We start from the raw sequence: 25,345 nt of genomic DNA, 5'->3' as shown, positions 1-25,345 counted from the left end.
TCGGAGGCCGGCAGGCCCCCGAGCGGTGGACGAGCTGTGACGCCGAGGACGGGGGTCAGTCGATGGCGGTGCTGAGGCGGCCGGAGTTGGCGGCCGCGGCCACGAAGCAGTTGTCGTGGAGACCCGCCCAGTCCGGCAGCGGCACGGCCTTGTCGGCGGCCTCCTCGGTGGGCTCGTGGCTGTAGGTCGAGACCTCGCGGACCACCAGGGGCACGTCCGAGTCGGGCGGGCACCGGAAGGCGTGCAGGTGCTTGCGGTGCATCACGAACTTAGGGTCACCGACCCGCAGCCGGCGGTAGCTGGTGAGCTCCGCGTAGGACTCCTCCCGCCCGGCCGGCAGCGCGACGCCCTCAGGCCACGGCTGCCCCGCGTCCATGCCGGAGAAGGACAGCACCTCGTCGTCGCCGACCTGCACCGGGTCCGCTCGGTAGAACAGCTCCATCTCCCCCAGCACGACCTCGTAGCTCTCGGTCTTGCGCTGGTGGAAGTGCGGAGGGCAGAACTTGCCGGGGTGGACGATCATGAGCTTGTCGCAGAGGCCGCTGTACTCGGCGAACGGTGCCCCGGCCGCGGGCAGGCCGTCGACGGCCGGCTCGTTGAGCGACTCGAAGATGATCATGACCTCGTAGGGCTGGCGTGACCAGAGCCCGTTCTCGAAGGCGTCGTACTGGTCGTCGCCGAAGACGATGCCCGCGCTGTCGTTCACCATCTCCGGTCGCACCGGATAGCGCAGCGCGCGTCCGAGTGCAGCGGCCTCGTTGAGCCACTCGTCGTACTCGCGCCGGGTGACGGCCTTCCTTGCCACAGGACCCTCCGTTGGGACGTCGTGGAGATCGAGCCGCGCAGGCACGGACGTGCACGCGCGGCGATGCCATCGATGGCCGCCCGGGTGCCGTCCAGGTCCCAGCGGCTCTGGTGATGAACCGGTTCATGAAGAGTGCGGCACAGACCACACCGGTGTCAAGCCGCCGGACTGACCCGGCGGCCTGGTCACCGTCCGGCGGTCATCCGCGGGGCCGGACGCGGCGGGCTGTCGCTGGACCTGCGGGCCACGAGCTCCGGCACGAACTGGAGGTGCTCCCCCGCCCCGTCGGCGTCGGCGCGGAGCAGCAGGCGGGCCGCGGCCACCCCCATCTCGAAGGACGGCTGGCGCACCGTGGTCAGCGGCGGGGCGAGGGCGGCGGCGAACTCGACGTCGTCGTACCCCACGAGGGCCATGTCCCCGGGGACGTCGATCCCGCGCGCCCGCAGCGCGAGCACCGCCCCCAGCGCGAGCATGTCGTTCGCGCACATGATCGCCGTCGGCCGGTCCCCCGCCGCGAGCAGCGCTTCCACCGCCGAGAGGCCCTCGGCGACCGTCAGGTCCGACACCTCGACCTCGACCAGCGCCGCCTGCGGGTCCAGCCCGTGCTCCCGGAGGCCGGCGACCACGCCCTCCCGCCGCTCGCCGCACCACGGGACCGTGCGTGGGCCGTTGATGAAGGCGACCTCGCGGTGTCCCCGCTCGAGCAGGTGGGTCACGGCCAGCCGCCCGCCCTCGACGTTGTCCAGGCTGACCGACGACACCGACGTCCCGACGCCCTTGCGCTCGAGTGCGACCACACCGAACCGGCGCGAGACGAACGGCGCCCAGTCCTCCGAGTCAGCCGTGATGGGCGCCAGGATCAGCCCGTCCACGCCCTGGCTCTCCAGCCCTCGGAGCAGCCGGTGCTGCCGGCGCGTCTCCTGGTGCGTGGACCCGACCACCAGCGCCAGCCCGTGCTCTTCGATCACGCTCTCGATGCCCCGGAGCACGGAGGCCCAGTACGGGTTGCCGACGTCGGGGACGACCACGCCGACCAGCTCGCTCCGCCGGCTGCGCAGCTGACCGGCAGCACGGGAGGGGACGAACCCCAGGTCCGCCATCGCGGCCTCGACGCGGGCCCGGACCTCGGCACCGACCCGGTCGGGGTTGTTCATGACGTTCGAGACGGTGCCCAGCGACACGTTCGCCAGCGCCGCCACGTCACGCACGCCGATGCTGCGCCCAGCCATGTCCCCTTGCCCCGCAGTCGGATTCTCGTCTTCGTTCCCGTGACGGGAGTGCAACGTACAGTTCCTGCCTAGATTCCCCCCCGTCCTCCGGTCTCAGCGCAGGCCGGACACCGCCTCCAGGAGGCGCTCGACCTCCTCGGCCGTGTTGTAGTGCATCAGCCCGAGCCGGACCGCGCCGCCGGTCTCGTTCACCCCGATGGCGTCGAAGAGCTCACGGGCGTAGTAGTCGCCGTCCCAGGCGCACACCCCGCGGCGGGCCAGCTCCGCGGCGACCTGGCGCGGCCGCATCCGGGCGACCGTGAACGACAGCGTGGGGGTCGTCTGCGGGGGCTCGCCGAGCACCTGCACGTGGGCCATCGCCCGCATCCCGCGGTCCAGGCGGCTGAAGAGCTCCTCCTCGTACCGGGCCACCGCCGTCATCGAGGCGGCCAGCCGGTCGCGGCGGGTGCCCGCGGCCGTCGTCCACAGCGCCGCCAGGTGGTCCACCGACGCCGCCACCCCCGCGTACAGCTCGTACGGCGGGGTGCCGATCTCGAACCGGTCGGGCACCCGGTCCGGGGCCGGCAGCAGCTTGTCCGGCCACAGCTCGGCCAGCAGGTCGGCGGAGGCCACCACCGCCCCCACGTGCGGGCCGCCCCACTTGTACGCCGACACCGCGAGGAAGTCCGCGCCGAGCGCGTGCACGTCCAGCAGGGTGTGCGGCGCCGCGTGCGCGCCGTCGACGTACACGACGGCGCCGGCCTCGTGCGCCCGCGCGGCGATCGCCGCGACGTCGGGCCGGGTGCCGATCGCGTTGCTGGCGGCGGTGACCGCGACCAGCCGGGTGCGGCGGGTGAGCAGGTCGTCGTACTGCCAGGCCGGGAGCTCGCCGGTCTCGATGTCGACCTCAGCCCAGCGGACCACGAGCCCGAACTCCTCGGCGACCTGCAGCCAGGGCCGGATGTTCGCGTCGTGGTCCAGGCGGCTGACCACCAGCTCGTCCCCGGCCCGCCAGTGCTTGGCGAGGGCGCGGGCCAGCAGGTAGGTGAGCGTCGTCAGGTTGGGCCCGAGGACGACGCCCGACGGGTGCGCGCCGGTCAGGTCGGCGATCGCCGAGCGCGCCCCCGACACCAGCGCCTCCGCGCGGGCCGAGGACGGGAAGACCCCGCCGCGGTTGGCGATCGGCACCCGCATCGCCTGGGACACCGCGCGCAGCACGCTCTCCGGGACGAGCGCGCCGCCCGGGCCGTCGGCGTGCACGAATCCGTCCGACAGCCCCGGGAAGAGGCCCCGGACGCGGGCCACGTCCAGCCGGCCCGCCCCCGATGACATGCCGGCGAGCCTATTCGGCCTGCTTCGGCCCTGGTCGGGGCGTGCTCCCTGCCACCTCGGCACCCCGGCGGCGGCTCGGGGCAGGATGGGGGGCATGACAGCACCAGGCACCGGAGAGCCGCGCCCGCACCAGGTCCTCGTGGTCGGGCCCGACGGACAGCCGGTCGCCGGCATGACCATGCCCGACGCCGGCGACCACGGGGACGGCGGCGGTGCCGGCGTGGGCGACCTCGTCGAGCAGCCCGCCAAGGTGATGCGGATCGGCACGATGATCAAGCAGCTGCTGGAGGAGGTCCGCGCCGCGCCCCTGGACGACGCCAGCCGCAACCGGCTGCGCGACATCCACGCCTCCTCGATCCGGGAGCTGGAGCAGGGCCTGGCCCCGGAGCTGCGCGAGGAGCTGGAGCGGATCACCCTGCCCTTCACCGAGGGCGAGACGCCGTCCGACGCGGAGCTGCGGATCGCCCAGGCCCAGCTCGTCGGCTGGCTGGAGGGCGTCTTCCACGGCATCCAGACGGCGCTGTTCGCGCAGCAGATGGCGGCCCGGGCGCAGCTGGAGGAGATGCGCCGCCGCGCGCTGCCCGCCGGGCACTCCGACCACGGCCCCGAGCCGCGCCCCGGAGGCGGCCAGTACCTCTGAACGCCCAGCCGGTGATCAGGTCACCTGATCGATGCTCGGGTGGGGAGACCCGGACCGGTCAGAAGCGGAAGCCGGAGACCAGCCCGTCGAGGCGTCCGGACACCTCGGCCAGCTCGTCCGCGGCCGCCTTCGAGGCCGAGACGTGCTCGGTCGTGTTCCTGGCCACCAGCGCGACCGCGTCGATGTTCTCGGCGATCTGCGCGGTGCCCGTCGCGGCCTCCCCGACGCTGCGGTTCATCTCGTTGGTCGTGGCCGTCTGCTCCTCGACCGCCGAGGCGATCGTCGTCTGGTAGTCGTTGATCGCCGTGATCACCTCGGCGACCTCGGCGATCGCCCCGACGGCACCGGCCGTGTCCTGCTGGATGGCCTCGACCCGGCGGGCGATGTCCTCGGTCGCCCGGGCCGTCTCCTGGGACAGCTCCTTGACCTCGTTGGCCACGACCGCGAAGCCCTTGCCGGCGTCCCCGGCCCGGGCCGCCTCGATGGTCGCGTTGAGCGCCAGCAGGTTGGTCTGCTCGGCGATCGAGGAGATGACCTTGACGACGTCGCCGATCGTCCGGCTGGACTCGCCGAGACGGGAGACGGTCTCGGTCGTCGTCCCGACGGCGTCCACCGCCCGGCCGGCGACGGCGGCGGCCTCCTGGGCGTTCCGGGCGATCTCGCGGATCGAGGCACCCATCTGCTCGGAACCGGCGGCGACCGTCTGGACGTTGCGGGACACCTCGCCGGCCGCGGCGGCGACCACGCCGGCCTGGGCCGAGGACTGGTCGGCGCCCACGGAGATCTGCTCGGAGAGCGCGCCCACCCGACGGCTGGCGGCGGTGAGCGCGTCCACGGCGCCGCGGAAGGTGGACATGACCTCGCCCATCGAGGCGAGCGCCGTGTTCATCGACCGGGCCATCCGGCCGACCTCGTCCTCGGACCGCACGTCGAGCCGCTGGGTCAGGTCGCCCTGCGCGACAGCCACGAAGGCGGACTCCGCCTGCGTCAGCGGGCGGGTGATCGACCGGGTCAGCTGCCAGGCGACGACCACCGCGAGGACGGCGGCGGCCGCGCAGACCAGCAGCATCGTGCGCAGGAACCCGGCGGCGACGGCGCGGGCATCGGTCGACAGCTCCTGGTTCATCGACTCCTCGAGGTCGATGAGCACGTTGATCGTCCGCAGCCACTCGACGAACAGCGGCGTGGCCTGGGCCAGCGCCTGCTGGGCGGTGCCGAGGTCACCCGCCCCCCGGGCCGTCACGATCTGGTCGATCAGGGGCAGCGTCTGCTGCTCGACCGCCTGGATGTCGGTCAGCGCCTGCCGCTCGTCGGCGCCGGCGTTGTCCGCCACGGCGAAGAGCTCGTCCATCGGGCCGGCGGAGTCGGTGTACTTCCGGGTCAGCTCCGCGATCAGGTCCGCCTGGGTCTGCAGCTGGGCGGGGGTGGTGGCCAGCACGACGTCACGCACCGCGATGGCCCGGTCGTGCACGCTGCCCCGGAAGTTGATGGCGTACCGCTGCTTGACCGCGTTGAGGTCGTTGATCGTTTCGAGCTGGCTGCTGATCGTCTCCACCCGGGCCACGCCGACGGCGGTGAGCCCGATCATGCTCATCACCACGACGAGGAACCCGAGGCCGAGCCGCTTGCTGATCGAAAGTCTGCTCAACATCGCCATCACTCGCTCCGAAACCGGGAGGGGACGCCTCTTCAGGGCGCCGATGCCGTCCTTGTCGGCCGGGGCAGGCGGCACTTGAGCCGACTGTGCCTGCTGGTGCAGATGAGGTCGTTCAGGACCGCAGGGACGCCAGGAACGCGGCGACGCCGTCCTCGTCGTTGGTGTCCGTGACGTCGGTCGCCGCGGCGAGCACCTCCGGGTGGGCGTGCGCCATGGCCACGGCCCGGCCGCCGCCCTCGCGCACCCAGTCGAAGGCGGCGACGTCGTTGGGCATGTCGCCGAAGTAGACGACGTCCTCCGGACCGAGACCGCGCGCCGCGGCCACCCGGGCCAGCCCGGTCGCCTTCGTGACGTCCCGCGCGGAGATCTCCGCCAGCGCGTCCGAGGAGGAGTTGGTGACCGTCGCCCGGTCGCCGACCGCCTCGGCGACCAGCTCGACGAACGCGTCCCGGGGCAGCTGCTCGTGCCGGGCCAGCAGCTTGGCCACCGGCTGGACCAGCATCTCCTCCAGCGTGGCGACCGCGACGCCGGGGGCGTCCACGTCCCAGCGCGGCTGGTAGACCGGCTCGTGGCGGAACTGGTCGCCGTACTCGACCGCGAACCAGGTGCCCGGCGCGCGGCGGCGCAGCTCCCCGGTGACCGCCCGCAGGTCCGCCGGCTCCAGCGGCCACTCCGCGAGGACGGCGAACTCGGTGAGGTCCAGCAGCACCGCGCCGTTGCAGCAGATCGCCGTCCCACCGCCGAGGCGCTCGCGGACCCCGTGCATCCAGCGCGGCGGGCGACCGGTGGCGAGCACCAGCGGGACCCCGTCCTCTTCCCACCGGCCCAGCTCGGCCAGCGTCACGTCGCTGATCGTCTCGTCGCTGCGCAGCAGCGTGCCGTCCAGGTCGCTCACGATGAGCGCGGGCCGCCAGTCAGACACCGGGCTCCTCCAGGGCGAGCACCGCTTCCACGTACCGGGCGACGCCGTCGACGTCCGACCCGCTGGTCCGGTCCGACGCCGCGGCGCGGACCTCCGGGTGCGCGTTCGCCATCGCCACCGCACGCCCGCCGGCCGCGGTGACCGCCGCGAGCATCGGCAGGTCGTTGGGCATGTCGCCGAAGGCCAGGACGTCGCCGTAGCGGACCCCGAAGTGGTCGAGGGCCACCGCGAGCCCGGTGGCCTTGGTGACCCCGGGCGGCAGCACCTCGATGAAGCCGAGCCCGGCGTGGGTGAGCTCGGCGACCCGCGGGTCGACCACACCGCGGGCCCGGGCGAGCAGCTCGTCCTCGCCCAGCCGGGACGAGCGGAGGAAGACCTTGAGCACCGCGCCCACCGGCAGCACCTCGTGCCGGGGCAGCAGGTGGGCCGGCTCCGGATAGGGCCAGTCGAAGCCGTGCTGCACGCGCAGCGGCGCCATCGCCTCGGCCTGCTCGGCGGCGTCCTCGACCGCGACGACCAGGTCGCCGGCGACCCGCTCGATCGACTCGATCACCGCCGTCGCGACCTCGCGGGACATGCCGACGGTCCGCAGCACCGCGTCGCGCTCGAGGTCCACCACGTACCCGCCCTGGGCCAGGACGGCGATCCCCTCGCCGTCGAGGGCGGTGCGGACGCTCTCCAGCAGCCGGGGACCCCGCCCGGTCACGCCGACGAACGGGATGCCCGCCGCCCGGCAGGTCGCCATCACCGCGCGGTTGCGCGGGCTGACCACCCCCGTGGAGGTGAGGAGGGTGCCGTCCAGGTCGGTGGCCACCAGCCGGGGCCGCCAGCCGCCCAGGCGCGCGCCGAGGTCGCCGAGGTCGACCAGCTCGTGCGCGCCCGACTCCGGCACGAAGGCGGCCCGCATCGGCTGGTCAGCGGTCATGCGGACGGGCCCGCCACGGCGGTGAGGGCCATGCCGGGGCTGAGCACCTCGTGCCCGCCCAGCCACGGCCGCAGCGCCACCGGCACGTGCACCGACCCGTCGGCCCGCTGGTGCACCTCGAGCAGGCAGGCGATCGTGCGGGCGATCGCGCACAGCGTGCCGTTCAGGGTCGCGGCCACCTGCGGCCGGCCATCGGCGTCCCGGTGCCGGATCGCCAGCCGGCGGGCCTGGAAGGTGGTGCAGTCGGAGGTGCTGGTGAGCTCCCGGTAGGTGCCCTGGCTCGGGAACCACGCCTCGATGTCGAACTTCCGGGCGGCGCTCGTACCGAGGTCCCCGGCGGCGATGTCGACCACCCGGTAGGGCAGCTCCAGCGCCTGGAGGAACTCCTCCTCCCACTGCAGCAGGCGGCGGTGCTCGGCGGCGGCGTCCCCGGGCGCGCAGAAGCTGAACATTTCCACCTTGTCGAACCAGTGCACGCGGATGATGCCGCGGGTGTCCTTGCCGTAGGACCCGGCCTCGCGGCGGAAGCAGGACGACCAGCCGGCGTAGCGGCGCGGGCCGGCGGACAGGTCGAGCACCTCGTTGCCGTGCATGCCCGCGATCGCCACCTCGGAGGTGCCCACGAGGTACAGGTCGTCCCGCTCGATCCGGTAGACCTCCTCGTCGTGCTCGCCGAGGAAGCCGGTGCCCTCCATCGCCTCGGGCTTGACCAGCGCCGGGGCCACCACCGGGGTGAAGCCGGCGGCCACGGCCCGGGTGATGGCCAGCTGGGCGAGGGCGAACTCGAGCAGCGCGCCCGGCCCGGTGAGGAAGTAGAAGCGGGCGCCGGAGACCTTGGCGCCACGCTCCATGTCGATCGCGCCGAGGGCCTCGCCGATCTGCAGGTGGTCCTGCACCTCGAAGTCGTAGGTGGGCACCTCGCCGACGGTGCGCAGCGTCACCGCGTCGTCCTCGCCGCCGGGCGGGACGTCCTCGTGGACGACGTTGGGGATGCGCAGGTGCGCGGCCCGCAGCGCGGCGTCGGCGGTGCGCTCGGCCTCCTCGGCGTCCTTCACCTGCGCGGCCAGCGCCTTCGCCTTCTCCAGGAAGGCGGGCCGCTCCTCCTTCGACGCGCCACGCACCGCCTGCGAGGCGGCCTTCTGCTCCGCGCGGAGGTCGTCGGCGGCCTTGACCGCGGCACGGCGGGCGGCGTCGGCGCCGAGCAGCCGGTCGACCAGTGACTCGTCGGCGCCGCGGGCGCGCTGGCTGGCCTTGACCCGCTCGGGGTCCTCACGCACGAGTCGCAGGTCGATCACACCGGGAATGGTAGGTGCCGCCGTTCCCGGCCCCCGCGCAGTCACGGGCACACTGGGGGCATGCGCTTCCTCGGCGACACCCGCCCGGCCCACGACCTGACGTACGCCGACGTCTTCATGGTGCCGGCCCGCTCGTCGGTCGGGTCCCGGCTGGAGGTGGACCTGACCACCCCCGACCGGGTCGGGACGACGATCCCCGTGGTGGTCGCCAACATGACCGCCATCTCCGGACGCCGGATGGCCGAGACCGTGGCCCGTCGCGGTGGTCTCGCGGTACTGCCGCAGGACATCCCGATCGACGTGATCGGCGAGGTCGTCCAATGGATCAAGGAGCGGCACCCGGTCTACGACACCGCCATCACGCTGTCGCCCACCTCGACGGTCTCCGAGGCGCTGTCGCTGCTCGGCAAGCGGGCGCACGGCATCGTCGTGGTGGTCGAGGACGGCGCGCCGGTCGGGGTGGTCACCGACGGCGCCTGCCAGGACGTCGACCGGTTCACCCAGCTGTCGGAGGTGATGACCCCCGAGCCGCTGACCGTCCCCGCCGGCACCGACCTGCCCAAGGTGTTCGAGGTGCTGTCGGAGGAGCGGGTGCACGCCGCTCCGGTGGTGGAGGGCGACCGGCTGGTCGGCGTGATCACCCGCAAGGGCGCGCTGCGCTCGGCGCTCTACCTGCCGGCCGTCAACGAGCGGGGGCAGCTGCTCACCTCTGCCGCCGTGGGCATCAACGGCGACGTGGCCGGCAAGGCCGCCGCGCTGCTCGCGCACGGGGTGGACGTGCTGGTGGTCGACACCGCGCACGGCCACCAGGAGAAGGCGATCGAGGCGGTCCGCGCGGTGCGGTCGGTGGCCGGCGCGGTGCCGGTGGTCGCCGGGAACGTGGTGACCGCCGAGGGCACCCGCGACCTGATCGAGGCCGGGGCGGACGTCGTCAAGGTCGGCGTGGGCCCGGGCGCCATGTGCACGACCCGGATGATGACCGGCGTCGGCCGGCCGCAGTTCTCCGCCGTCGAGGAGTGCGCGGCGGCCGCCCGCGAGCTGGGCAGGCACGTGTGGGCCGACGGCGGGGTGCGCCACCCCCGCGACGTCGCGCTCGCGCTGGCCGCGGGCGCGGCGAACGTGATGGTGGGCTCCTGGTTCGCCGGCACCTACGAGAGCGCCGGCGACCTGTACGACGACGGTTCCGGCCGCCGCTACAAGGAGAGCTTCGGCATGGCGTCGGCCCGCGCGGTGAAGGCCCGCACCGCCGCGCAGAGCGGCTTCGACCGGGCCCGCGCCGGGCTGTTCGAGGAGGGCATCAGCGCCTCCCGGATGTACCTGGACCCCGCCCACCCCGGGGTGGAGGACCTGATCGACGGCATCGTCGCCGGCGTCCGCTCGGCCTGCACCTACGCCGGTGCCCGCACCGTCGACCAGCTGCACGAGCGCGCGGTGCTGGGGGTGCAGAGCGCGGCCGGGTACGAGGAGGGCCGCCCGCTGCCCACCAGCTGGTGAACGCCCTGCCCGAGCCGCGGTTCGAGGAGCTGGTCGCCGAGGCCCTCGACGCGGTGCCGGCCGAGCTGATGGACCTGCTGGACAACGTCGTCGTCCTGGTGGACGACCGCCATCCCGAGGAGCCGGACCTGCTCGGGCTGTACGAGGGGTACGCGCTCACCGAGCGCGGCGCGGACTACGGGGGCGCCCTGCCGGACCGGATCATGATCTACCGGGAGGCGATCTGCGACATCTGCGAGGACGAGGACCAGGTGGCCGAGGAGGTCACGATCACCGTCGTCCACGAGATCGCCCACCACTTCGGCATCGACGACGACCGCCTGCACGCCCTCGGCTGGGCCTGAAGGAGAAGGCCGCTCCGGCCCCCACCCCTCGCACGCTCGGGGCGGGCCCCTGCAGGAGGGCCGTTCCAGCACGTCACCGGCGGGTAGCGTGACCGGCGTGCCGGAGACCCGCGGACTGCCGATCAAGATGCTGCACGACCGCATCCTGGTCGCGCGGCGCACGGAGGACGGCGAGCGGCGGTCGACCGGCGGGATCCTCATCCCGGCCACGGCCCAGGTGGCCAAGCGGCTGGTGTGGGGCGAGGCGCGCGGGGTCGGCTCCAGCGTCCGCCAGGTCAAGATCGGCGACCAGGTGCTGTTCTCCCCCGAGGACCAGCACGAGGTCGAGGTGCACGGCGAGGACCTGATCATCCTGCGCGAGCGCGACGTGCACGCCGTCGCCGCGGAGCGCATCGAGGAGCAGACCGGGCTCTACCTCTGACCGGCTGCCGGCGGCTCGCTGCGCCGGCCCGTGCCGGGGCTCGATCGTCACCGCCTCCGGGACGAGTGGGCCACGTGGGGCTGCCGGCGCCCGAGTGACGGAACGGTCCTGGGCCGGTATGTGCACCGGGTTCCTGACCACGCACACTGGGTGACTATGACGGGCCCATGGACGGAGGCGCAGGGGTCACCCCTGTCCGACGCCCCTTGCCCGTACGCGGGCCAGCCAGTGCTCCGCCTCGGCGAAGGCCGTGTCGCTCACCGGGCCCTCGACCGGCCGGCCGGGCAGTCCGTCGGCCCGCGGGTAGGAGCCGAGGAACCGGAGGTCGGCCGACACCCGGTGCAGCGCGGCGAGGGCGTCCCCCACCCGGCGGTCGGCGACGTGCCCCTCGCAGTCGATGGAGAACGAGTAGACGCCCAGCCGTTCGCGGGTCGGCCGCGACTCGATCCGGGTCAGGTTGATCCCGCGGACGCTGAACTGGGCGAGCAGGTCCAGCAGCGCGCCGGTGCGGTCGGGGACCACCGCGCTGACCGTGGTCTTGTCCGCGCCGGTCGGCTCGGGCAGCGGGCCCGGGCGCTCCACCAGGACGAACCGGGTGACCGCGCCCGGGTGGTCGGCGAGGTCGCCGGCCAGCGCCGCCAGGCCGTACCTGCGGGCCGCGATCGCGGCGCAGACGGCGGCGTCGTGCTCCCCCTCGGACACCCGGCGGGCGGCGTCGGCGGTCGAGGCGGCCGGGACGACGTCCGCCCCGGGCAGCAGCTCGGCGATCCGGCCCCGGCACTGGGCCAGCGCGTGCGGATGGCTGGCCACCGTGCGCACGCCCTCCAGCGCCGTGCCCGGCCGGACGGCGAGCACGAAGGCCACGTCGAGGAACACCTCGCGGGTGATCACCAGCGGGGCGCCGTCGACCAGGCCGTCCATGGTCGCGGGCACCGAGCCCTCGACCGAGTTCTCCATCGGCACGAGGGCCGCGTCACACTCCGCCGCCCGCACGGCGGCCAGGGCTGCAGCGACGCTGGACGCGGGCCGGGCGTCCGGGCCGGGGGCCGCGGCCGGACCGGTCAGGAGGGCGAGCGCGGCCTCGGCGAAGGTACCCTCGGGTCCCAGATAGGCGAACCTCGTCGGAGCTGTACGCAGCATCCGGCGAGGGTAGTGCGGCCGCGCCGGGTCCAGACCCCGGCGCGGGGGGAGCTGCCTCGTCACCGGCCGGGAGCGCGCGCGACGCGTCCCCTGACTGATGAGTGGAGGTGCGCGTGACCGCCGGTTCTCAGCTCGTCGAGGACGCCCGGCTGCAGTCGGCCCGCTGGCGGCTGCTGACCGCCAGCTCCGCGGAGGACGCCACCGCCTTCCAGTACGCGCTCGCCGAGGTCGCCCCCGACCTGGCCGGCACCGGCGTGCCCTGCTGGGACGCCTGGGCCGCCGCCTTCGCCGCCCGGGCCCGGCTGCTCGACGGCGACCCCGAGGGCGCGGCGGAGGACGTCACCGCGGCCGAGGAGGCGCTGGAGCGGTGCCGGCCCTCGGCCGAGCGGGCGCTGACCCTCGCCTACCTCGCCCACGTGCAGCTGGACGCCGACCGGTACGACGCCGCCCTGCACCTCTCGGTGGACGCCAGCGTCCTCGCCGAGCAGGTCCCCGCCGGCCAGCCCAGCCGGCAGCTGCAGCAGGCGCACGCCTGGCTGTCCCTGGCGCTCACCGCCCTGGACCTCGAGGAGCTGGCGGCCGCGCAGTCACTGCGGTGCGCCGCCGTCGCCGAGGCCCTGCCCGACCTGGCCGACCGCTGGCACGCCCTGCGCCTGTGCGCGCAGCAGCACGCCGAGCTGGCGCAGACCGTGCAGCGCCGCGGCGACTCCACGCGGGGGGCGGAGCTGGCCGCGGTCGCGCTCAGCAGCGCGCAGGCCGCCCGGGCGCTCCCCGTGGAGCCGTCCGACGCCGACCTGGACCTGCTCGACGTCGTCCAGGCCTGGGCGCTCACCCTCTCCGGGGAGCTGGACGACGCGCTGCCGCCGCTGCGCCGGGTCCGCCGGCACCTGCAGGACGGCGCCGCGGGCATGTGGCTGCGGGGCTACACCGACCTGGTGCTCGCCCGCCTGCTGTCCCGCCGCTGCGCCCGGGACGCCTCCCCCGGCTCCCCGCAGGGCGTGGAGGCGGTGGAGCTGCTGGTCGCCGCCTCCGGCGAGTTCGCCCGGGCCGGCGACCGGCGCCGGTACCGGCAGTCCCTCCTGGAGCTCGGCCAGGCCACCGCGGCGATGAACCGCACGGTCGAGGCGCTGCACTGGCTGGAGGGCTACCGGCACGAGACCAGGCGCGCCCACCTGCGCAGCCGCGAGCTGTGGGCGGAGCTGTTCGTCCGCCGCAGCCGGCTGCGCGAGGCGGAGCGGCAGACCGCCGTGCTGCGCCGGCACGCCCTGGAGGACGTGCTGACCGGGCTGGGCAACCGGCGCAACGCCGAGCGCCGGCTGACCGAGCTCGGCGACGCCCCGGACCTCTCCCTCGCCGTGCTGGACGTCGACGGCTTCAAGACGGTCAACGACGAGCGCTCCCACCTGCACGGGGACGCGGTGCTGCGCCGGATCGCCGAGCTGCTGCGCCAGCACTGCCGCACCGGCGACGAGGTGTACCGGTGGGCCGGGGACGAGTTCGTCGTCCTGCTGCCGGCCACCGGCGAGGCGCAGGCGGTCGTCGCCCTGGAGCGGGTGCGCGAGGCGGTCGCGGCCGCCGACTGGGCGGCGCTGGACGTCCCGGCGCCGATCACGATCAGCATCGGCGTGGCCACCTCGACGTCCGCCGGCCGGCCGCGCACCTGGCGCGAGCTGTACGACAGCGCGGACCTGCAGCTGTTCAACGCCAAGCGGGGTGGGCGCAACCAGGTGCGCGCCGAGCACGGCGGCCCGCACTCCCGCACGGCACCGCGGGCCGGCCGGCCCACCCGGGCCTCGGTCGACGACCTCGTCGCCGAGGTGCTCGGCGGCTCGGCCCGCCGTCCGGGGTGGGCGTTCGACGAGAACGAGGTCGCCCGGTGAGCATGCGCCCCGCGCGCGGGTCCACCGCGACGCCTGTGCGGCGGAGCAGCGAGGACGCCCCGGTGCCGGCCCCCGCCGGGCCGGCCTCCCTCGTGCCGCCGGCCCGTCTGCACAGGCAGGTCAGCGACGCGCTGGTGACCTGGCAGCTGGACGCCGCCGAGGCGCTGCTGCGCCGGGTCGACGGCGTGCAGTCCGCGGCCGGCGGCCGCGCCGGTGCGCCGCTCTCCTCGCTCGCCCGCGCCTGGGCCGACACGCTCCGCGCGGAACTGCTGGTCCGGCGACTGCGGCTGGCCGGCTGGTCGCTGGTCGGCGAGCCGCTCGTCGAGGGCGGCCCCGAGCAGGCCGGCTCCCTCGACCTGCACCACGACGGGGAGCCCGCCGTCTCCGACGAGGCCCCGGTCGACCGGGCCGACCGGTCGCAGGCAGCGGCGCAGGTCACCGAGGCGATCGCCCTGGTGCGCGCCGCCCGGGCGGCGTTCGACGCCCAGGACGACGACGTGCACCGGGCCGCCGGCCTGGCCCGGCACGCCCGCATCCAGCTGCTGTCCCGCCGGGTGGACCAGGCGATGGACGAGGCCGTGGAGTCGGCCAGCCTGCTGGACGCACCGCTGCCGGCCAGCCCGCTCGCGGTGCACGCGCTCAGCTCCCTGGCCGCCGTGCTGGCCGACCTGGAGCTGATGCCGCTGGCGCTGCAGTACCAGCGGCGGGCGGCCGAAGCCGCGGCGGAGCTCGCCGCCGGGGAGGCCGGCCCGGGGCCGGCCGCGCTGGCGGGTGAGGCCGCGACCCGGCTGGCCGCGCTGTGCGCGGAGGTGGGCGAGGGCCTGCTGGACGACGGCGACCCCGACGCCGGCGGGTACTTCGCCGAGGCGCGGGACCTCGCCGTCCGGGCGCTGGCCCAGCTGCCCGCGGACGACCCGGTGCTGCTCGACGCGCAGGCGGTGCACGGCTGGGCGCTGGTCGGCCTCGGCGAGCACGACGCCGCCGTGCCGCTGCTGCGCGGCGTCGTCGGCACCGCCACCTCCGTCCGGGACGGTGCCCTGCTGGCCTCCGCGGAGCTGGGGCTGGGGCGGGCGCTGCGCCGTTCCGGCGACCCGCGCGCCGCCGACGACCACCTGGCGACCGCGCTCACGCTGGCCACCGAGCACGGGCTGCCCCGGCTGCGCTGGGCCGCGCTGCGCGAGCTGTGCACGCTGCACGCCGAGCTGGACGACGCCGCCCGCGCGCTGCCGTACCTGCAGGCCTACCTCGCCGACGAGCTGGACCGGGTCGACGAACGCCGCACCCGCTGGGTGGGGCTGTTCGGCCGGCGCAAGAGCCTGCTGGAGAACGAGCGGGCGGCCCTGCAGCTGCGCCGCCAGGTCTACGAGGACCCGCTCACCCACCTGCCGAACCGCCGGTTCGCCGAGACCCGGCTCGACGGCCTGCTGTCCACCGGCTCCGCGCCGGCGCTCGCCGTCGTCGACGTCGACCACTTCAAGTCGATCAACGACGCGGCCGGCCACCCCGGCGGCGACGCGGTGCTGCGGGCGATCGGGCAGCTGCTGGTCGACGGCTGCCGCGACACCGACGAGGTGTGCCGGTGGGCCGGTGACGAGTTCGTCATCCTGCTGCCCGACACGACCGCGGAGCAGGCGGAACGGGCGCTGGAGCGGATCCGCCGCTCGATCTCCGCGCACGACTGGTCGGCCCTGGGTGTGGACGTGCCGGTGACGATCAGCGTGGGCATCGCCTCCGCCGCCCGCGGCGACGACCGGCGGACGCTGTTCGCCGCGGCCGACGGCGTCCTCTACGACGCCAAGCGGGCCGGCCGCGACCGCGTCGTCCGGCTGTCGGCGGTCACCCAGACCCGCGCCGAGGAACCCGCCGGGCAGGTCGCTCCGGAGGCGGCTGCGGCGGTGTCTAGGGTCGAGGGCGTGACCTCCTCCCCGCGCGACGCCGACCCCGACCGCGGCGGGGTGGACCCCGCCGACGACGCCGACGGCTTCGCGGCGCTGCTGGTCGAGCCGCCGGTCGAGCCGACCCGGGCGCGCGACCCGCTGGACGAGCTGTTCGGGGCGCCGCCGGCCGACGGCGCCCGGCGCGCCGAGGAGCCCCGGGGAGAGCGGCCCCGTACTCCGGAGCCCGCCCCCGAGCCGGCCGCGGTCGCGTCCCCGCAGGTCACCCCGGTCACCGGCACGCCGGTCACCCGAGAGCCCGCCCTGCCCACCGGTCCCGACGTCATCTGGGCCACCGGGCGGAGCACCGACCAGGTGCTCGGCCTGGTCCGGGAGGCGCGCCGCGAGCACCCCGACCACCCGGCCGTCGTGGTGCGGGCCAGCGCCGAGACGCTGGTCGCCCTCGCCAGCGAGCACGACGCGTACACGACGATCGACGCCGCGGCGATGGCGGCGGCCGTCGGGCCGGTCCCCGAGGCCCTGGGGCGGGTCGGCGTGCTGTGCGCCAGCAGCGGGGACACCCCGATCGCGGCCGAGGCGGCGTTCGTCGCCCGGGTGACCGGGACCGGCGTCGTCCGGGTGGACGACGTCGGCGGCAACCGCATCCGGCCGCTGCTCGCCGACCGCTCGCTGCTCACCGACGTCGACTGCCTGGTCGTGGTCGCCGGGCTCGACGCCGCCCTGGCCAGCGTGGTCAGCGGGCTGACCGAGGTCCCGGTGGTCGCCGTCCCCACGTCGGCCGCGTCGGCCGGCTCCTTCGGCGGGTTCGGCGCGCTGCTGACCATGCTCAACTCCGCCGCCCCGGGGGTCGTGGTGAGCAACATCGACAACGGCTGGTCGGCCGGGGTCTTCGCCGCCCGCATCGCCCGCCGCACCGCCCGACGCTAGGCCGGCCCCCCGCCGGAGTCCGAGGACCGGAGGTCCATCCGTGACGAGCGACAGCGAACCCCGCGACCGAGCCGAAGACCAGGCCATCGAGGAGCTCGGCAGGTTGTCCCTGCGCGAGCACTCGATGGACAGCCTCCTGCGCACCGTGGCCGACGTGGCCAAGAGCGTGCTGCCCGGGGACGCGGAGACCTCCATCACGGTGCTGGTCAACGACCGTCCCTCGACGGCGGTGTACACCGGCCGGCTGGCCCTGGACTGCGACGAGTCCCAGTACGGGCGGGGGTACGGCCCCTGCCTGCACGCCGCCAGCACCGGTGAGCTGACCGAGATCGTCGACGCCGAGCAGGAGACCCGGTGGCCGGACTACGCCCGCCGTGCCGCCGAGTACGGCAGCCTCAGCTCGCTGTCCGTCCCGCTGCCGGTCAGCGAGCACGTCCGGGTGGGCCTGAACGTCTACGCCCGCCGGCCGCACGCCTTCGACGAGCACAGCCGGTCGGTCGCGGGCCGGCTCGCGCCCTACGCGGCCGTCGCCGTGGCCAACATGCACGAGTACCAGAGCGCCCGGGACCAGGCGAGGAACCTCGAGGTCGCCCTGGAGGTGCGGGGCGTCGTCGACCAGGCCAAGGGCATCCTCATGGAGCGGCACCAGCTGACCGCCGACCAGGCGTTCCAGTTCCTGGCCCATGCGTCGCTCCACGCCGGCCGTGACCTCCACGGCGTCGCCGAGCACCTGGTGGCCACCGGGGAGGTCCTGCTCTGACGCGTGCCCGGCCGCGACCGGCATGATCACCCGATGACCATCGGGTGGCTGGACCTGTCGGCGGGCGCGAGCGGGGACATGCTGCTCGGCGCGCTGGTCGACGCCGGCGTGCCGCTGGAGGTGCCCGCCCGGGCCGTCGCGGCGCTGCCGGTCGAGCCCGTGCGGCTCACCGCGGAGCCGGTCACCCGGCACGGGCTCGGCGCGACCCGGGTGCACGTGCACGCCCCGGACAGCTCGCACCACCGCACCTGGGCCGACGTGCGCGCCCTGCTGGCCGAGGCCGCCCTCGCCCCGGCCGTGCGGGACGGGGCGCTGGACGTCTTCGCCCGGCTGGCCACGGCGGAGGGTCGGGTGCACCGCGTCGCGCCGGACGACGTCCACTTCCACGAGGTCGGCGCGCTGGACGCGCTCGCCGACGTGGTGGGCGTGGTCACCGGCTTCGAGCACCTGCGGCTGACCTCGCTGTCGGCCTCCCCGGTGGCCCTGGGCAGCGGCTCGGCGCGGGGCGCGCACGGGGTCGTCCCGGTGCCGGGGCCCGCCGTCCTGGAGCTGCTGCGCGGGGTGCCGGTCCTCGCCGGGCCGGTGCCCGCCGAGGCCTGCACCCCGACCGGCGCCGCGCTGCTGGCCGCCCGGGTCCAGGAGTGGACGCCGCTGCCGCCGATGCGGGTGCGGCAGGTGGGCAGCGGCGCCGGCGGCCGCGATCCCGCCGAGCTGCCCAACCTCGTCCGGCTGGTGCTCGGGGACCCGGTCGCCGAGCCGTCCGACGGGGTGCTGGTGGAGACCAACGTCGACGACCTCGACCCCCGGCTGTGGCCCGGCGTGCTCGGCGAGCTGCTGGCCGCCGGGGCCGCCGACGCCTGGCTCACGCCGATCCTGATGAAGAAGGGCCGCCCGGCGCACACCCTGTCGGTGCTGTGCCCGCCCGACGCGCTCCCCGCCGTCCAGGAGGTGGTGGTCGGCAGCACCTCGACGATCGGGATGCGCGTGCACCCGGTGCGGAAGGTGGCGCTGGACCGCGTGCAGGACTCCGTCGAGGTGCTCGGCGGGCGGATCGGGGTGAAGGTGTCCTCCGCCGCCGGCCGGGTGGTCAACGTCAGCGTCGAGTTCGAGGACGTGGCCGCGCTGGCCCGGGCGACCGGCCTGCCGGCCAAGGAGGTGCTGCGGGCCGCCACCGCCGCGGCGCACGCCGCGCACCCGGGGGCGTCGGCTACCCTGGGCGACCGAGAAGGGGAGTAGCCCCCCGACCGCTGGTCGACATGCTGGCGCGCTGGTGCGCCCGGTCAGCGGGCCCGCGCCCCGGCGCGGGTGGGCGAGACCTTCGACCCGAGCGGTCACCTGTCGGTGCGCCGCCGGTCGGAGGCCACCCGTGTCCCCGCCCGGCCGCGCGGAGCGGAAGAGAGCACTGTGGTCCCCTCGGTCGTCCTGGCCGCCTTCGTCCTGGTCCTGCCGGTCGAGCTGCCGGACAAGACGCTGTTCGCCACCCTCGTGCTGGCCACCCGGTTCCCGGCGCTGCCGGTGTTCGTCGGGGTGGGCACCGCGTTCGGCCTGCAGGTCGCCATCGCGGTGACCGCCGGCAGCCTGCTGTCCCTGCTGCCGGAGGCGCTGGTCACCGCCGTCGTCGCGGTCCTGTTCCTGGTCGGTGCGGTGCTGCTGTGGCGCAGCGCCACGGCCGGGCCCGAGGACGACGGGGAGGCCGCGCAGACCCGCGAGCAGACCTCGTTCCTGCGGGCGGCCGCGGTCTCCTTCGGCGTGCTGTTCGCCGCGGAGTGGGGTGACCTCTCCCAGCTGGCCACCGCGGGCCTGGCCGCCCGCTACGACGAGCCGATCTCGGTCTTCGCCGGTGCCTGGGCGGCGCTGCTGGTGGTCTCCGGGCTGGCCGCGTTCCTGGGCCGGAAGCTCGCCGACCGGCTGCCGGTGGCGATGATCCGCCGGGTCGCCGCCGTCCTCTTCCTGGTGTTCGCGGTGGTCGCCGTGGTGGAGACGGCCCGCCTCCTCGCCGGCTGAGGCCCACCCCGACGGGTCAGCGCGCCCTCAAGCCCGGGCGCCGCACTGCCGACTGCTCCCTGGACGGCCGAGGTACGGCCCTCCGACGGGAGCAGCCATGGAGACCATCCGCCTGGAGGAGTCGCCGGACGTGCCGGCGCTGACGGCCGCCGTCGTGGCCGCCCAGCGCCAGTTCGCGCAGCGCCTGCGCCAGCGCACGGTCCCCGACCCGCTGACCGGGCTGCCGGTGCGCAGCCTGCTCATCGACCGGCTGGAGCACGCCCTGGCGGCCGCCGGCCCGCACACCGGCCGGCTCGCCGTGCTGTGCTGCAACCTCGACGGCATCACCGTCCTGGAGGACCTGCACGGGACGGCGGTCGCCGACGCCGCCCGGGCCGAGGCCACCGGCCGGCTGGTGGGCACCGTGCGGCAGGGGGACGTCGTCGCCCGCATCAGCGCGCAGACCTTCGTGCTGCTGTGCCCCGGCGTCCCCGGGCGGGCCGACGCCGAGGGCATCGCCCGCCGGGTCGCCGCCGCCTTCGACGAGCCCCTGCGCCCGCGGCCCGGCACCGAGCACCGGGTGCGGGTCAGCGTCGGGGTGGCGCTGTCCGGGCACGCCTCGACCCCGGCGTCGCTGATCGCGTCGGCCAACGAGGCCATGACCCGGATCCGGCACGAGCGGCAGGGCAGCGGCCGCCACGGCTGACCCCCGCCTCCCGGCGAGTGCGCGACGAACGGGGCTTGACCCTGACGCTGCGTCAGGCTGTTCCCTCGTCCCTGTCAACGGAGAGGAGGGGCGATGAGCTGGACGGTGGGTGACCTGGCCCGGCTGGCCGGGGTCACGGTGCGCACGCTGCACCACTACGACCGGATCGGGCTGCTGCGGCCCAGCGGGCGGACGGCGGCGGGCTACCGCAGCTACGAGCTGCCCGACCTGGACCGGCTGCAGCAGGTGCTGGTCTACCGGGAGCTCGGGTTCCCCCTCGAGGAGGTCGCGACCCTGCTGGACGACCCCGACGCCGACCCCGCGGCGCACCTGCGCCGGCAGCACCGGCTGCTGCGGGACCGGCTCGAGCGCACCCAGGCGATGGTCGCGGCCGTCGAGAAGGAGATGGAGGCACGGCAGATGGGGATCTCCCTGAGCCCGGAGGAGCGGTTCGAGGTCTTCGGCGAGCACGACCCGGCGCAGTACGAGGCCGAGGTCGAGGAGCGCTGGGGCGACACCGACGCCTACCGGCAGTCGCAGCGGCGGACGGCGGCGATGTCCAAGGAGGACTGGCTGCGCGTCAAGGCCGAGGGCGACGACGTGGAGCAGCGTTTCGCCGCGGCGATGCGCGCCGGTGTCCCCGCGGACTCGACCGGGGCGATGGACCTGGCCGAGGAGCACCGGCAGCAGATCAGCCGGAACTTCTACGACTGCACCCCGGAGATCCACGCCGGGCTGGGTCGGATGTACGTGGAGGACGAGCGGTTCACCGCGCACTACGAGCAGGTCGCCCCGGGGCTGGCGCGGTACGTGAGCACCGCCGTCCAGGCCAACGCCGCCCGCCAGGGCGGCTGATCCTCCGGCGTCCCGCGCGGGCCCTGTTCCGCGCGGGACGCACGGGACGACCCTGTGGCGGGTGCCACAGGGTCGCTCTCCCGGACGGACCGGTCCGGGCCGCATCCTGGCCCGGTGGAGCGGGTGATCGGGCTGCTGCAGCGGCCGTGGGTGCAGCGCGGGGTGCGGGCGGCCCTGGCGGCCGGGCTGGCCTGGCAGGTGGCCGTGCTGCTGCCCCCGCTGCTGTCGGACCACGCGTACTACGCCCCGCTGGGCGCGGTCATCGCGGTGCACCCGACGATCGCCGACTCGGCGCGCGCCGCCCGGCGGTCGGTGCTGGCCATGCTGCTGGGCTTCGCGCTCGCCTACGCCGTGTACGAGCTGACGCGGGCGGTGCCCGACGCGCTCACCATCGGGCTGATCGTCGCGCTGTCCATCTGCGTCGAGCAGTGGCGGCGGGTGCTGCGCGACCAGGCCAGCTGGGTGAGCTTCGCGGCCGTGCTGATGATCACCGTGGGTGCCGGCGAGCCGGGACCCTACGTGCTGCGCTACGCCGGGCTGACGCTGCTCGGCGCGGCGATCGGCGTGCTCGTGACCAGCGTGCTCGTCCCGCCGCTGCAGCTCACCGCCGCGGTGCAGCGGCTCGCCACCACCCGGTCGCTGCTGGCCGGGCACCCGGCCGCGATCGCCGCGGCGCTGCGCAGCGGGCAGCTGCCGGCAACCAGCGAGTGGGCGGCCTGCGGCACCGAGCTGGACCGGTCGCTGGACCGGATGCGGTCCGCGGAGACGGTGGTGGAGCGGGCCCGGCGGGCCGACCCGCGGGCGCACCGGTGGCAGGGCACCGCGGCGAGCATCCGGGAGCAGTCCCGGGCGCTGGACCGGGTCGCCGTCCTGGTCGACGACCTGACCCTGCTGGTGGTCGAGTTCCAGCCGCACCGGCGCGGCCTGGACCGGGTGGACGAGGGCACCGGCCGGGTCCTCGCCGACGCGCTCGACGGCCTGGCCGGCGTCGTCCGCATCCCCTACCACGCCACCGACGGCGAGCCCGACGAGCGCGACGCGGCGATCGCCACCGCGGTCGCCGCGGCCGACCGGCTGACCGCGCTGCTGCGCGGCTCCACGATCGGGGACGCCGAGGGGTTCTTCGCCCTGGGCGCCGTGACCGTCGGGATGCACCGCGCGCTGCAGACGCTGGAGGCGCACGTCCGCTTCCCCCAGCCGGCCTGAGCCGATGGGCAACCGCATCGCCGAGGTCCTGGCCCCGTCCCGGCTCGGCACCGGGTTCCGCTGGCTGCTGGCCTCGTCCTGGACGTCGAACCTCGGCGACGGCATCGCGCTGGCGGCCGGGCCGCTGCTGGTGGCCTCGCTCAGCCGGGACGCGTTCCTGGTCGCCCTCGCCGCGACGGTCCAGTGGCTGCCGCCCTTGCTGTTCGGGCTGGTCGCCGGCGCGCTGACCGACCGGCTGGACCGCCGCCTCATCGTGGCGGCCGTGGACGTCGTCCGCGCCGGTGTGCTCGCCGTGCTCACGCTGGCCGTCGCCACCGACCGCGTCTCGATCGTCGCCGTGCTGGCCACGCTGTTCGTCCTGGCCACCGCCGAGGTGTTCGCCGACAACAGCTCGCAGACCCTGCTGCCCATGCTGGTGGCCCGGGAGGACCTCGCGGTCGCCAACGCCCGGCTGCAGACCGGCTTCATCACGGTCAACCAGCTCGCCGGGCCACCGCTGGGCGCCGCGCTGTTCACCGTGGGCGCCGCCTGGGCGCTCGGCGCGCAGGCCGTGGTGGTCCTGCTCGGGGCGGTGCTGGTCACCCGGATCGCCCTGCCTCCGCGCGAGCGGTCCGGCGGCCCGCGCACGAAGCTGCGGCACGACGTCGCGGAGGGGTTCCGCTGGGTGCTCGGCCACGCCGCCGTCCGGACCCTCGTGCTGACCATCACCATCTTCAACGTCACGTTCGGCGCGGCCTGGTCGGTCCTCGTCCTGTACGCCACCGAGCGGCTCGGCCTGGGCGAGATCGGCTTCGGCCTGGTCACCACCGTCAGCGCCACCGGCGGCGTGGTGGGCACCCTCGCCTACGGCTGGATCACCCGGCGGGTGACCCTCGGCGACCTCATGCGGGTCGGCCTGGTCGTCGAGACGCTGACCCACCTGGCACTGGCGCTGACCAGGAGCCCCTGGGTGGCCCTGCCGGTCTTCTTCGTCTTCGGGGCGCACGCCTTCGTGTGGGGGACGACGTCGATCACCGTGCGGCAGCGGGCCGTCCCCCAGCACCTGCAGGGCCGGGTGGGCAGCGTCAACCTCGTGGGCGTCTACGGCGGGCTGGTCGTCGGCTCGGGCCTCGGCGGTGTGCTCGCCCAGCACGGTGGGGTCACGGCACCGTTCTGGTTCGCCTTCGCCGGGTCGGCGGTGTTCGTGGTGCTCATCTGGCGCTCGCTGCGGCACGTCGCGCACGCCGACGAGCAGCCGGGCCCCGCCGCCGGCTGACCGGGCCCTATGCCCGGATGAGCAGCTCGCCGTGCATCATCCCGAGCCACCCGTCATCGGATGCGGCCCAGCGCAGCCAGGCGGCTGCGATCTCCTGCAGCTCCGCGGGCGAGGCGAGCCCGTAGTCCACCGCCTGCTCCGCGAAGGCCGACGCGGTGGCCCGGCCGGCCCAGGAGCGGCCCCACCAGGCGCGCTCGGCCGGGGTGGCGAAGCACCAGGACGACGTCGTGGCCACCGTGTCGCGCAGCCCCGCCGCGTGCGCCCAGGCGAGCAGCCGCCGTCCGGCGTCGGGCTCGGCGTCGTTGCGGCGGGCCACCCGCCCGTAGAGCGCCAGCCAGGAGTCCAGCCCGGGGTCCGCGGGGTACCAGGTGGTCGCGGCGTAGTCGACGTCCCGGACGGCGACCACTCCCCCCGGCCGGCAGACCCGGGCCATCTCGTGCAGCGCGGCGACCGGGTCGGTCAGGTGCTGGAGGACCTGGTGGGCGTGGACCACGTCGAACGTGCCGTCGGGGAACGCGAGCGCGTACGCGTCGCCCACGCTGAACTCGACGGCCACCCCGGACCGCCGGGCGAGGTCGCGGGCCTCGTCCAGCGGCGCCGGGGAGACGTCGAGCCCGACCACCCGGCCGGGGGCGACCCGGGCGGCGAGGTCCACGGTGATCGTGCCCGGGCCGCAGCCCACGTCGAGGACGTCGAGCCCCGGCCGCAGCTCCGCGGCCAGGTACGCGGCCGAGTTCTCGACCGTGCGCCAGCGGTGCGACTGCAGCACCGGGTCGGCGTGCCCGTGGGTGTAGGTGTCCACCCGGCCATCCTGCACCCGGGTCCGCAGCGGACGGACCGTCAGTCCCAGAGCGTGGAATCCAGCTCCCCGGCCCGGACGAGGTAGGCGAGCGTCCCCTCCACGGTCTCCACGATGAAACCGAACGCGGCCAGCACGTCGGCGACCGCCAGGCTCATCGTCTGCTGCGCGCACCCCTCGGCCTCCAGCCCGCGGACGTGGTGCACCGCCATGCGGTCGTGCTGGGACCAGGTGACGATCACGCCCTCGCGCGCGGGGCTGGGCGTGAGGCAGACCCCGCCCAGTGCCCGGCTGCCGGTGCGGCCGGCGCAGTCGTGCAGCGGCAGGCCGGCCTCGACGACCGCGGCCGCGAGCTCGCAGACCAGGCCGGTGAGCGGGTCGGCGTCGGAGATGTGCGTGTCCCACTCGTCGGCGAGCCGGTTGAGCTGGTCGGACAGGTGCGCCAGCCACCCCTGGTCCTCCGGGGAGAACCGGCGGACCACCGTGCCGTCGTCCATGCGCAGGCCGTATGCGAGGTCCGCGCCGGCCGGGGAGCCGCCGTTCCAGGACAGCTCGGCGATGGCGGCGTCCACCTGCGCCTCGAACGGGCCGCCCACCGCCCGGCCCTCCGCGTCGACCAGCCACCACCCCTGCTCGGTGGCCACCTTCGCCACGGCCTCCTGGCCCGAACCACCCGACACGCTCACGCGACACCCCCGACACTCGTCCGTGGCCGGTGCGCGGGAAGTCGCACCGACCGGACCGGCGCGGCGGGGTCGGGCTGGAGCCCTCGCCCGGTGCTGCACCGGTCGCCGGCCGGCCGGGTGGACCCGGTGGCCTGCTCCATGGTCATCGGCAGCGGGCACCCTGACAGCAGTTGAACCGCGCACCTTCCGGTCCCAGCTCTCCCACCTTCC

General features: G+C 75.4%; 23 protein-coding genes. 13 read left to right on the top strand and 10 right to left on the bottom strand.

The annotated features are described in order from the left end of the window. Window positions 1-55: 55 nt before the first annotated feature. The 3 genes from HL189_RS03295 to HL189_RS03285 all read right to left on the bottom strand — a co-directional run bounded on the left by HL189_RS03295 (window position 56) and on the right by HL189_RS03285 (window position 3,345). Window positions 56-805 carry a hypothetical protein gene (locus HL189_RS03295; protein WP_369132280.1) on the bottom strand — a complete coding sequence of 250 codons (750 nt, stop codon included), beginning with the start codon at window positions 803-805 and terminating at the stop codon, window positions 56-58. A 185-nt stretch (window positions 806-990) separates the two neighbouring features. Next, window positions 991-2,034, bottom strand: coding sequence for a LacI family DNA-binding transcriptional regulator (locus tag HL189_RS03290; protein WP_369132279.1), 1,044 nt, complete (start codon window positions 2,032-2,034; stop codon window positions 991-993). Window positions 2,035-2,127: 93 nt separating this feature from the next. Beyond that, entirely contained in the window at window positions 2,128-3,345 is a 1,218-nt protein-coding gene (locus HL189_RS03285) for a cysteine desulfurase-like protein (protein WP_369132278.1), read from the bottom strand. A 94-nt stretch (window positions 3,346-3,439) separates the two neighbouring features. Between HL189_RS03285 and HL189_RS03280 the strand changes: the two genes are divergently transcribed. Next, complete coding sequence (locus HL189_RS03280) at window positions 3,440-3,985, top strand: bacterial proteasome activator family protein (protein WP_369132277.1); 546 nt, start codon at window positions 3,440-3,442, stop codon at window positions 3,983-3,985. 58 nt (window positions 3,986-4,043) lie between these two features. On the opposite strand, the gene HL189_RS03275 is transcribed toward HL189_RS03280, so the two are convergent. The 4 genes from HL189_RS03275 to serS form a co-directional block, all read right to left on the bottom strand. Continuing rightward, window positions 4,044-5,642, bottom strand: a complete 1,599-nt coding sequence (locus tag HL189_RS03275) for a methyl-accepting chemotaxis protein (RefSeq protein ID WP_369132276.1) — start codon at window positions 5,640-5,642, stop codon at window positions 4,044-4,046. 112 nt (window positions 5,643-5,754) lie between these two features. Then, the gene (locus HL189_RS03270; protein WP_369132275.1) at window positions 5,755-6,564 is read right to left on the bottom strand and encodes an HAD hydrolase family protein; all 810 of its coding nucleotides are present in this window, start codon (window positions 6,562-6,564) and stop codon (window positions 5,755-5,757) included. Further along, window positions 6,557-7,489 carry an HAD family hydrolase gene (locus HL189_RS03265; RefSeq protein WP_369132274.1) on the bottom strand — a complete coding sequence of 311 codons (933 nt, stop codon included), beginning with the start codon at window positions 7,487-7,489 and terminating at the stop codon, window positions 6,557-6,559. Before HL189_RS03265 ends, HL189_RS03270 begins: the two co-directional genes overlap by 8 nt. Next, window positions 7,486-8,784, bottom strand: a complete 1,299-nt coding sequence (gene serS, locus HL189_RS03260; protein WP_369132273.1) for a serine--tRNA ligase — start codon at window positions 8,782-8,784, stop codon at window positions 7,486-7,488. Before serS ends, HL189_RS03265 begins: the two co-directional genes overlap by 4 nt. Window positions 8,785-8,844: 60 nt before the next feature. On the opposite strand from serS, the gene HL189_RS03255 reads away from it, so the two are divergent. The 3 genes from HL189_RS03255 (at window position 8,845) to HL189_RS03245 (ending at window position 11,043) form a co-directional block, all read left to right on the top strand. Further along, complete coding sequence (locus tag HL189_RS03255) at window positions 8,845-10,278, top strand: GuaB1 family IMP dehydrogenase-related protein (protein ID WP_369132272.1); 1,434 nt, start codon at window positions 8,845-8,847, stop codon at window positions 10,276-10,278. Then, entirely contained in the window at window positions 10,275-10,622 is a 348-nt protein-coding gene (locus tag HL189_RS03250) for a metallopeptidase family protein (RefSeq protein ID WP_369132271.1), read from the top strand. Before HL189_RS03255 ends, HL189_RS03250 begins: the two co-directional genes overlap by 4 nt. 97 nt (window positions 10,623-10,719) lie before the next feature. Further along, window positions 10,720-11,043, top strand: a complete 324-nt coding sequence (locus HL189_RS03245) for a co-chaperone GroES (protein ID WP_369132270.1) — start codon at window positions 10,720-10,722, stop codon at window positions 11,041-11,043. Between the two features lie 186 nt (window positions 11,044-11,229). Here the strand turns inward: HL189_RS03245 and pheA are convergent, their stop codons facing one another. Next, window positions 11,230-12,183, bottom strand: a complete 954-nt coding sequence (pheA, locus tag HL189_RS03240; protein WP_369132269.1) for a prephenate dehydratase — start codon at window positions 12,181-12,183, stop codon at window positions 11,230-11,232. Window positions 12,184-12,296: 113 nt separating this feature from the next. Between pheA and HL189_RS03235 the strand changes: the two genes are divergently transcribed. The 9 genes from HL189_RS03235 to HL189_RS03195 all read left to right on the top strand — a co-directional run bounded on the left by HL189_RS03235 (window position 12,297) and on the right by HL189_RS03195 (window position 23,650). Then, entirely contained in the window at window positions 12,297-14,063 is a 1,767-nt protein-coding gene (locus HL189_RS03235) for a diguanylate cyclase (RefSeq protein WP_369132268.1), read from the top strand. Window positions 14,064-14,125: 62 nt separating this feature from the next. Next, the gene (locus HL189_RS03230) at window positions 14,126-16,885 is read left to right on the top strand and encodes a diguanylate cyclase (RefSeq protein WP_369132267.1); all 2,760 of its coding nucleotides are present in this window, start codon (window positions 14,126-14,128) and stop codon (window positions 16,883-16,885) included. Between the two features lie 40 nt (window positions 16,886-16,925). Beyond that, window positions 16,926-17,645, top strand: a complete 720-nt coding sequence (locus tag HL189_RS03225) for an ANTAR domain-containing protein (protein ID WP_369132266.1) — start codon at window positions 16,926-16,928, stop codon at window positions 17,643-17,645. 33 nt (window positions 17,646-17,678) lie between these two features. Then, window positions 17,679-18,881: a nickel pincer cofactor biosynthesis protein LarC gene (larC, locus tag HL189_RS03220; protein WP_369132265.1), complete on the top strand. Its 1,203-nt coding sequence runs from the start codon at window positions 17,679-17,681 to the stop codon at window positions 18,879-18,881. A gap of 168 nt (window positions 18,882-19,049) precedes the next feature. After that, window positions 19,050-19,649 carry a TMEM165/GDT1 family protein gene (locus HL189_RS03215; protein WP_369132264.1) on the top strand — a complete coding sequence of 200 codons (600 nt, stop codon included), beginning with the start codon at window positions 19,050-19,052 and terminating at the stop codon, window positions 19,647-19,649. Window positions 19,650-19,746: 97 nt separating this feature from the next. Beyond that, window positions 19,747-20,334, top strand: a complete 588-nt coding sequence (locus HL189_RS03210; protein WP_369132263.1) for a diguanylate cyclase — start codon at window positions 19,747-19,749, stop codon at window positions 20,332-20,334. Between the two features lie 93 nt (window positions 20,335-20,427). Next, a complete protein-coding gene (locus tag HL189_RS03205; RefSeq protein WP_369132262.1) occupies window positions 20,428-21,189 on the top strand; it encodes a MerR family transcriptional regulator in 762 nt (253 codons plus the stop codon). A gap of 114 nt (window positions 21,190-21,303) precedes the next feature. Continuing rightward, complete coding sequence (locus HL189_RS03200; protein WP_369132261.1) at window positions 21,304-22,395, top strand: aromatic acid exporter family protein; 1,092 nt, start codon at window positions 21,304-21,306, stop codon at window positions 22,393-22,395. A gap of 4 nt (window positions 22,396-22,399) precedes the next feature. After that, entirely contained in the window at window positions 22,400-23,650 is a 1,251-nt protein-coding gene (locus tag HL189_RS03195; RefSeq protein ID WP_369132260.1) for an MFS transporter, read from the top strand. A gap of 7 nt (window positions 23,651-23,657) precedes the next feature. Here the strand turns inward: HL189_RS03195 and HL189_RS03190 are convergent, their stop codons facing one another. Together HL189_RS03190 and HL189_RS03185 are read right to left on the bottom strand one after the other, a co-directional pair. After that, on the bottom strand, window positions 23,658-24,452 hold the full coding sequence (locus HL189_RS03190) for a methyltransferase domain-containing protein (RefSeq protein ID WP_369132259.1): 795 nt from the start codon (window positions 24,450-24,452) through the stop codon (window positions 23,658-23,660). Between the two features lie 38 nt (window positions 24,453-24,490). Then, window positions 24,491-25,102, bottom strand: a complete 612-nt coding sequence (locus HL189_RS03185) for a hypothetical protein (protein ID WP_369132258.1) — start codon at window positions 25,100-25,102, stop codon at window positions 24,491-24,493. Between the last annotated feature and the right edge of the window lie 243 nt (window positions 25,103-25,345).

It is taken from the genome of Modestobacter sp. I12A-02662 (genome assembly GCF_041028325.1).
Taxonomy (GTDB): Bacteria; Actinomycetota; Actinomycetes; order Mycobacteriales; family Geodermatophilaceae; genus Modestobacter.
The sequence above is the reverse complement of the archived record's forward strand: the minus strand, read 5'-3'. Positions and strand labels throughout refer to the sequence as shown.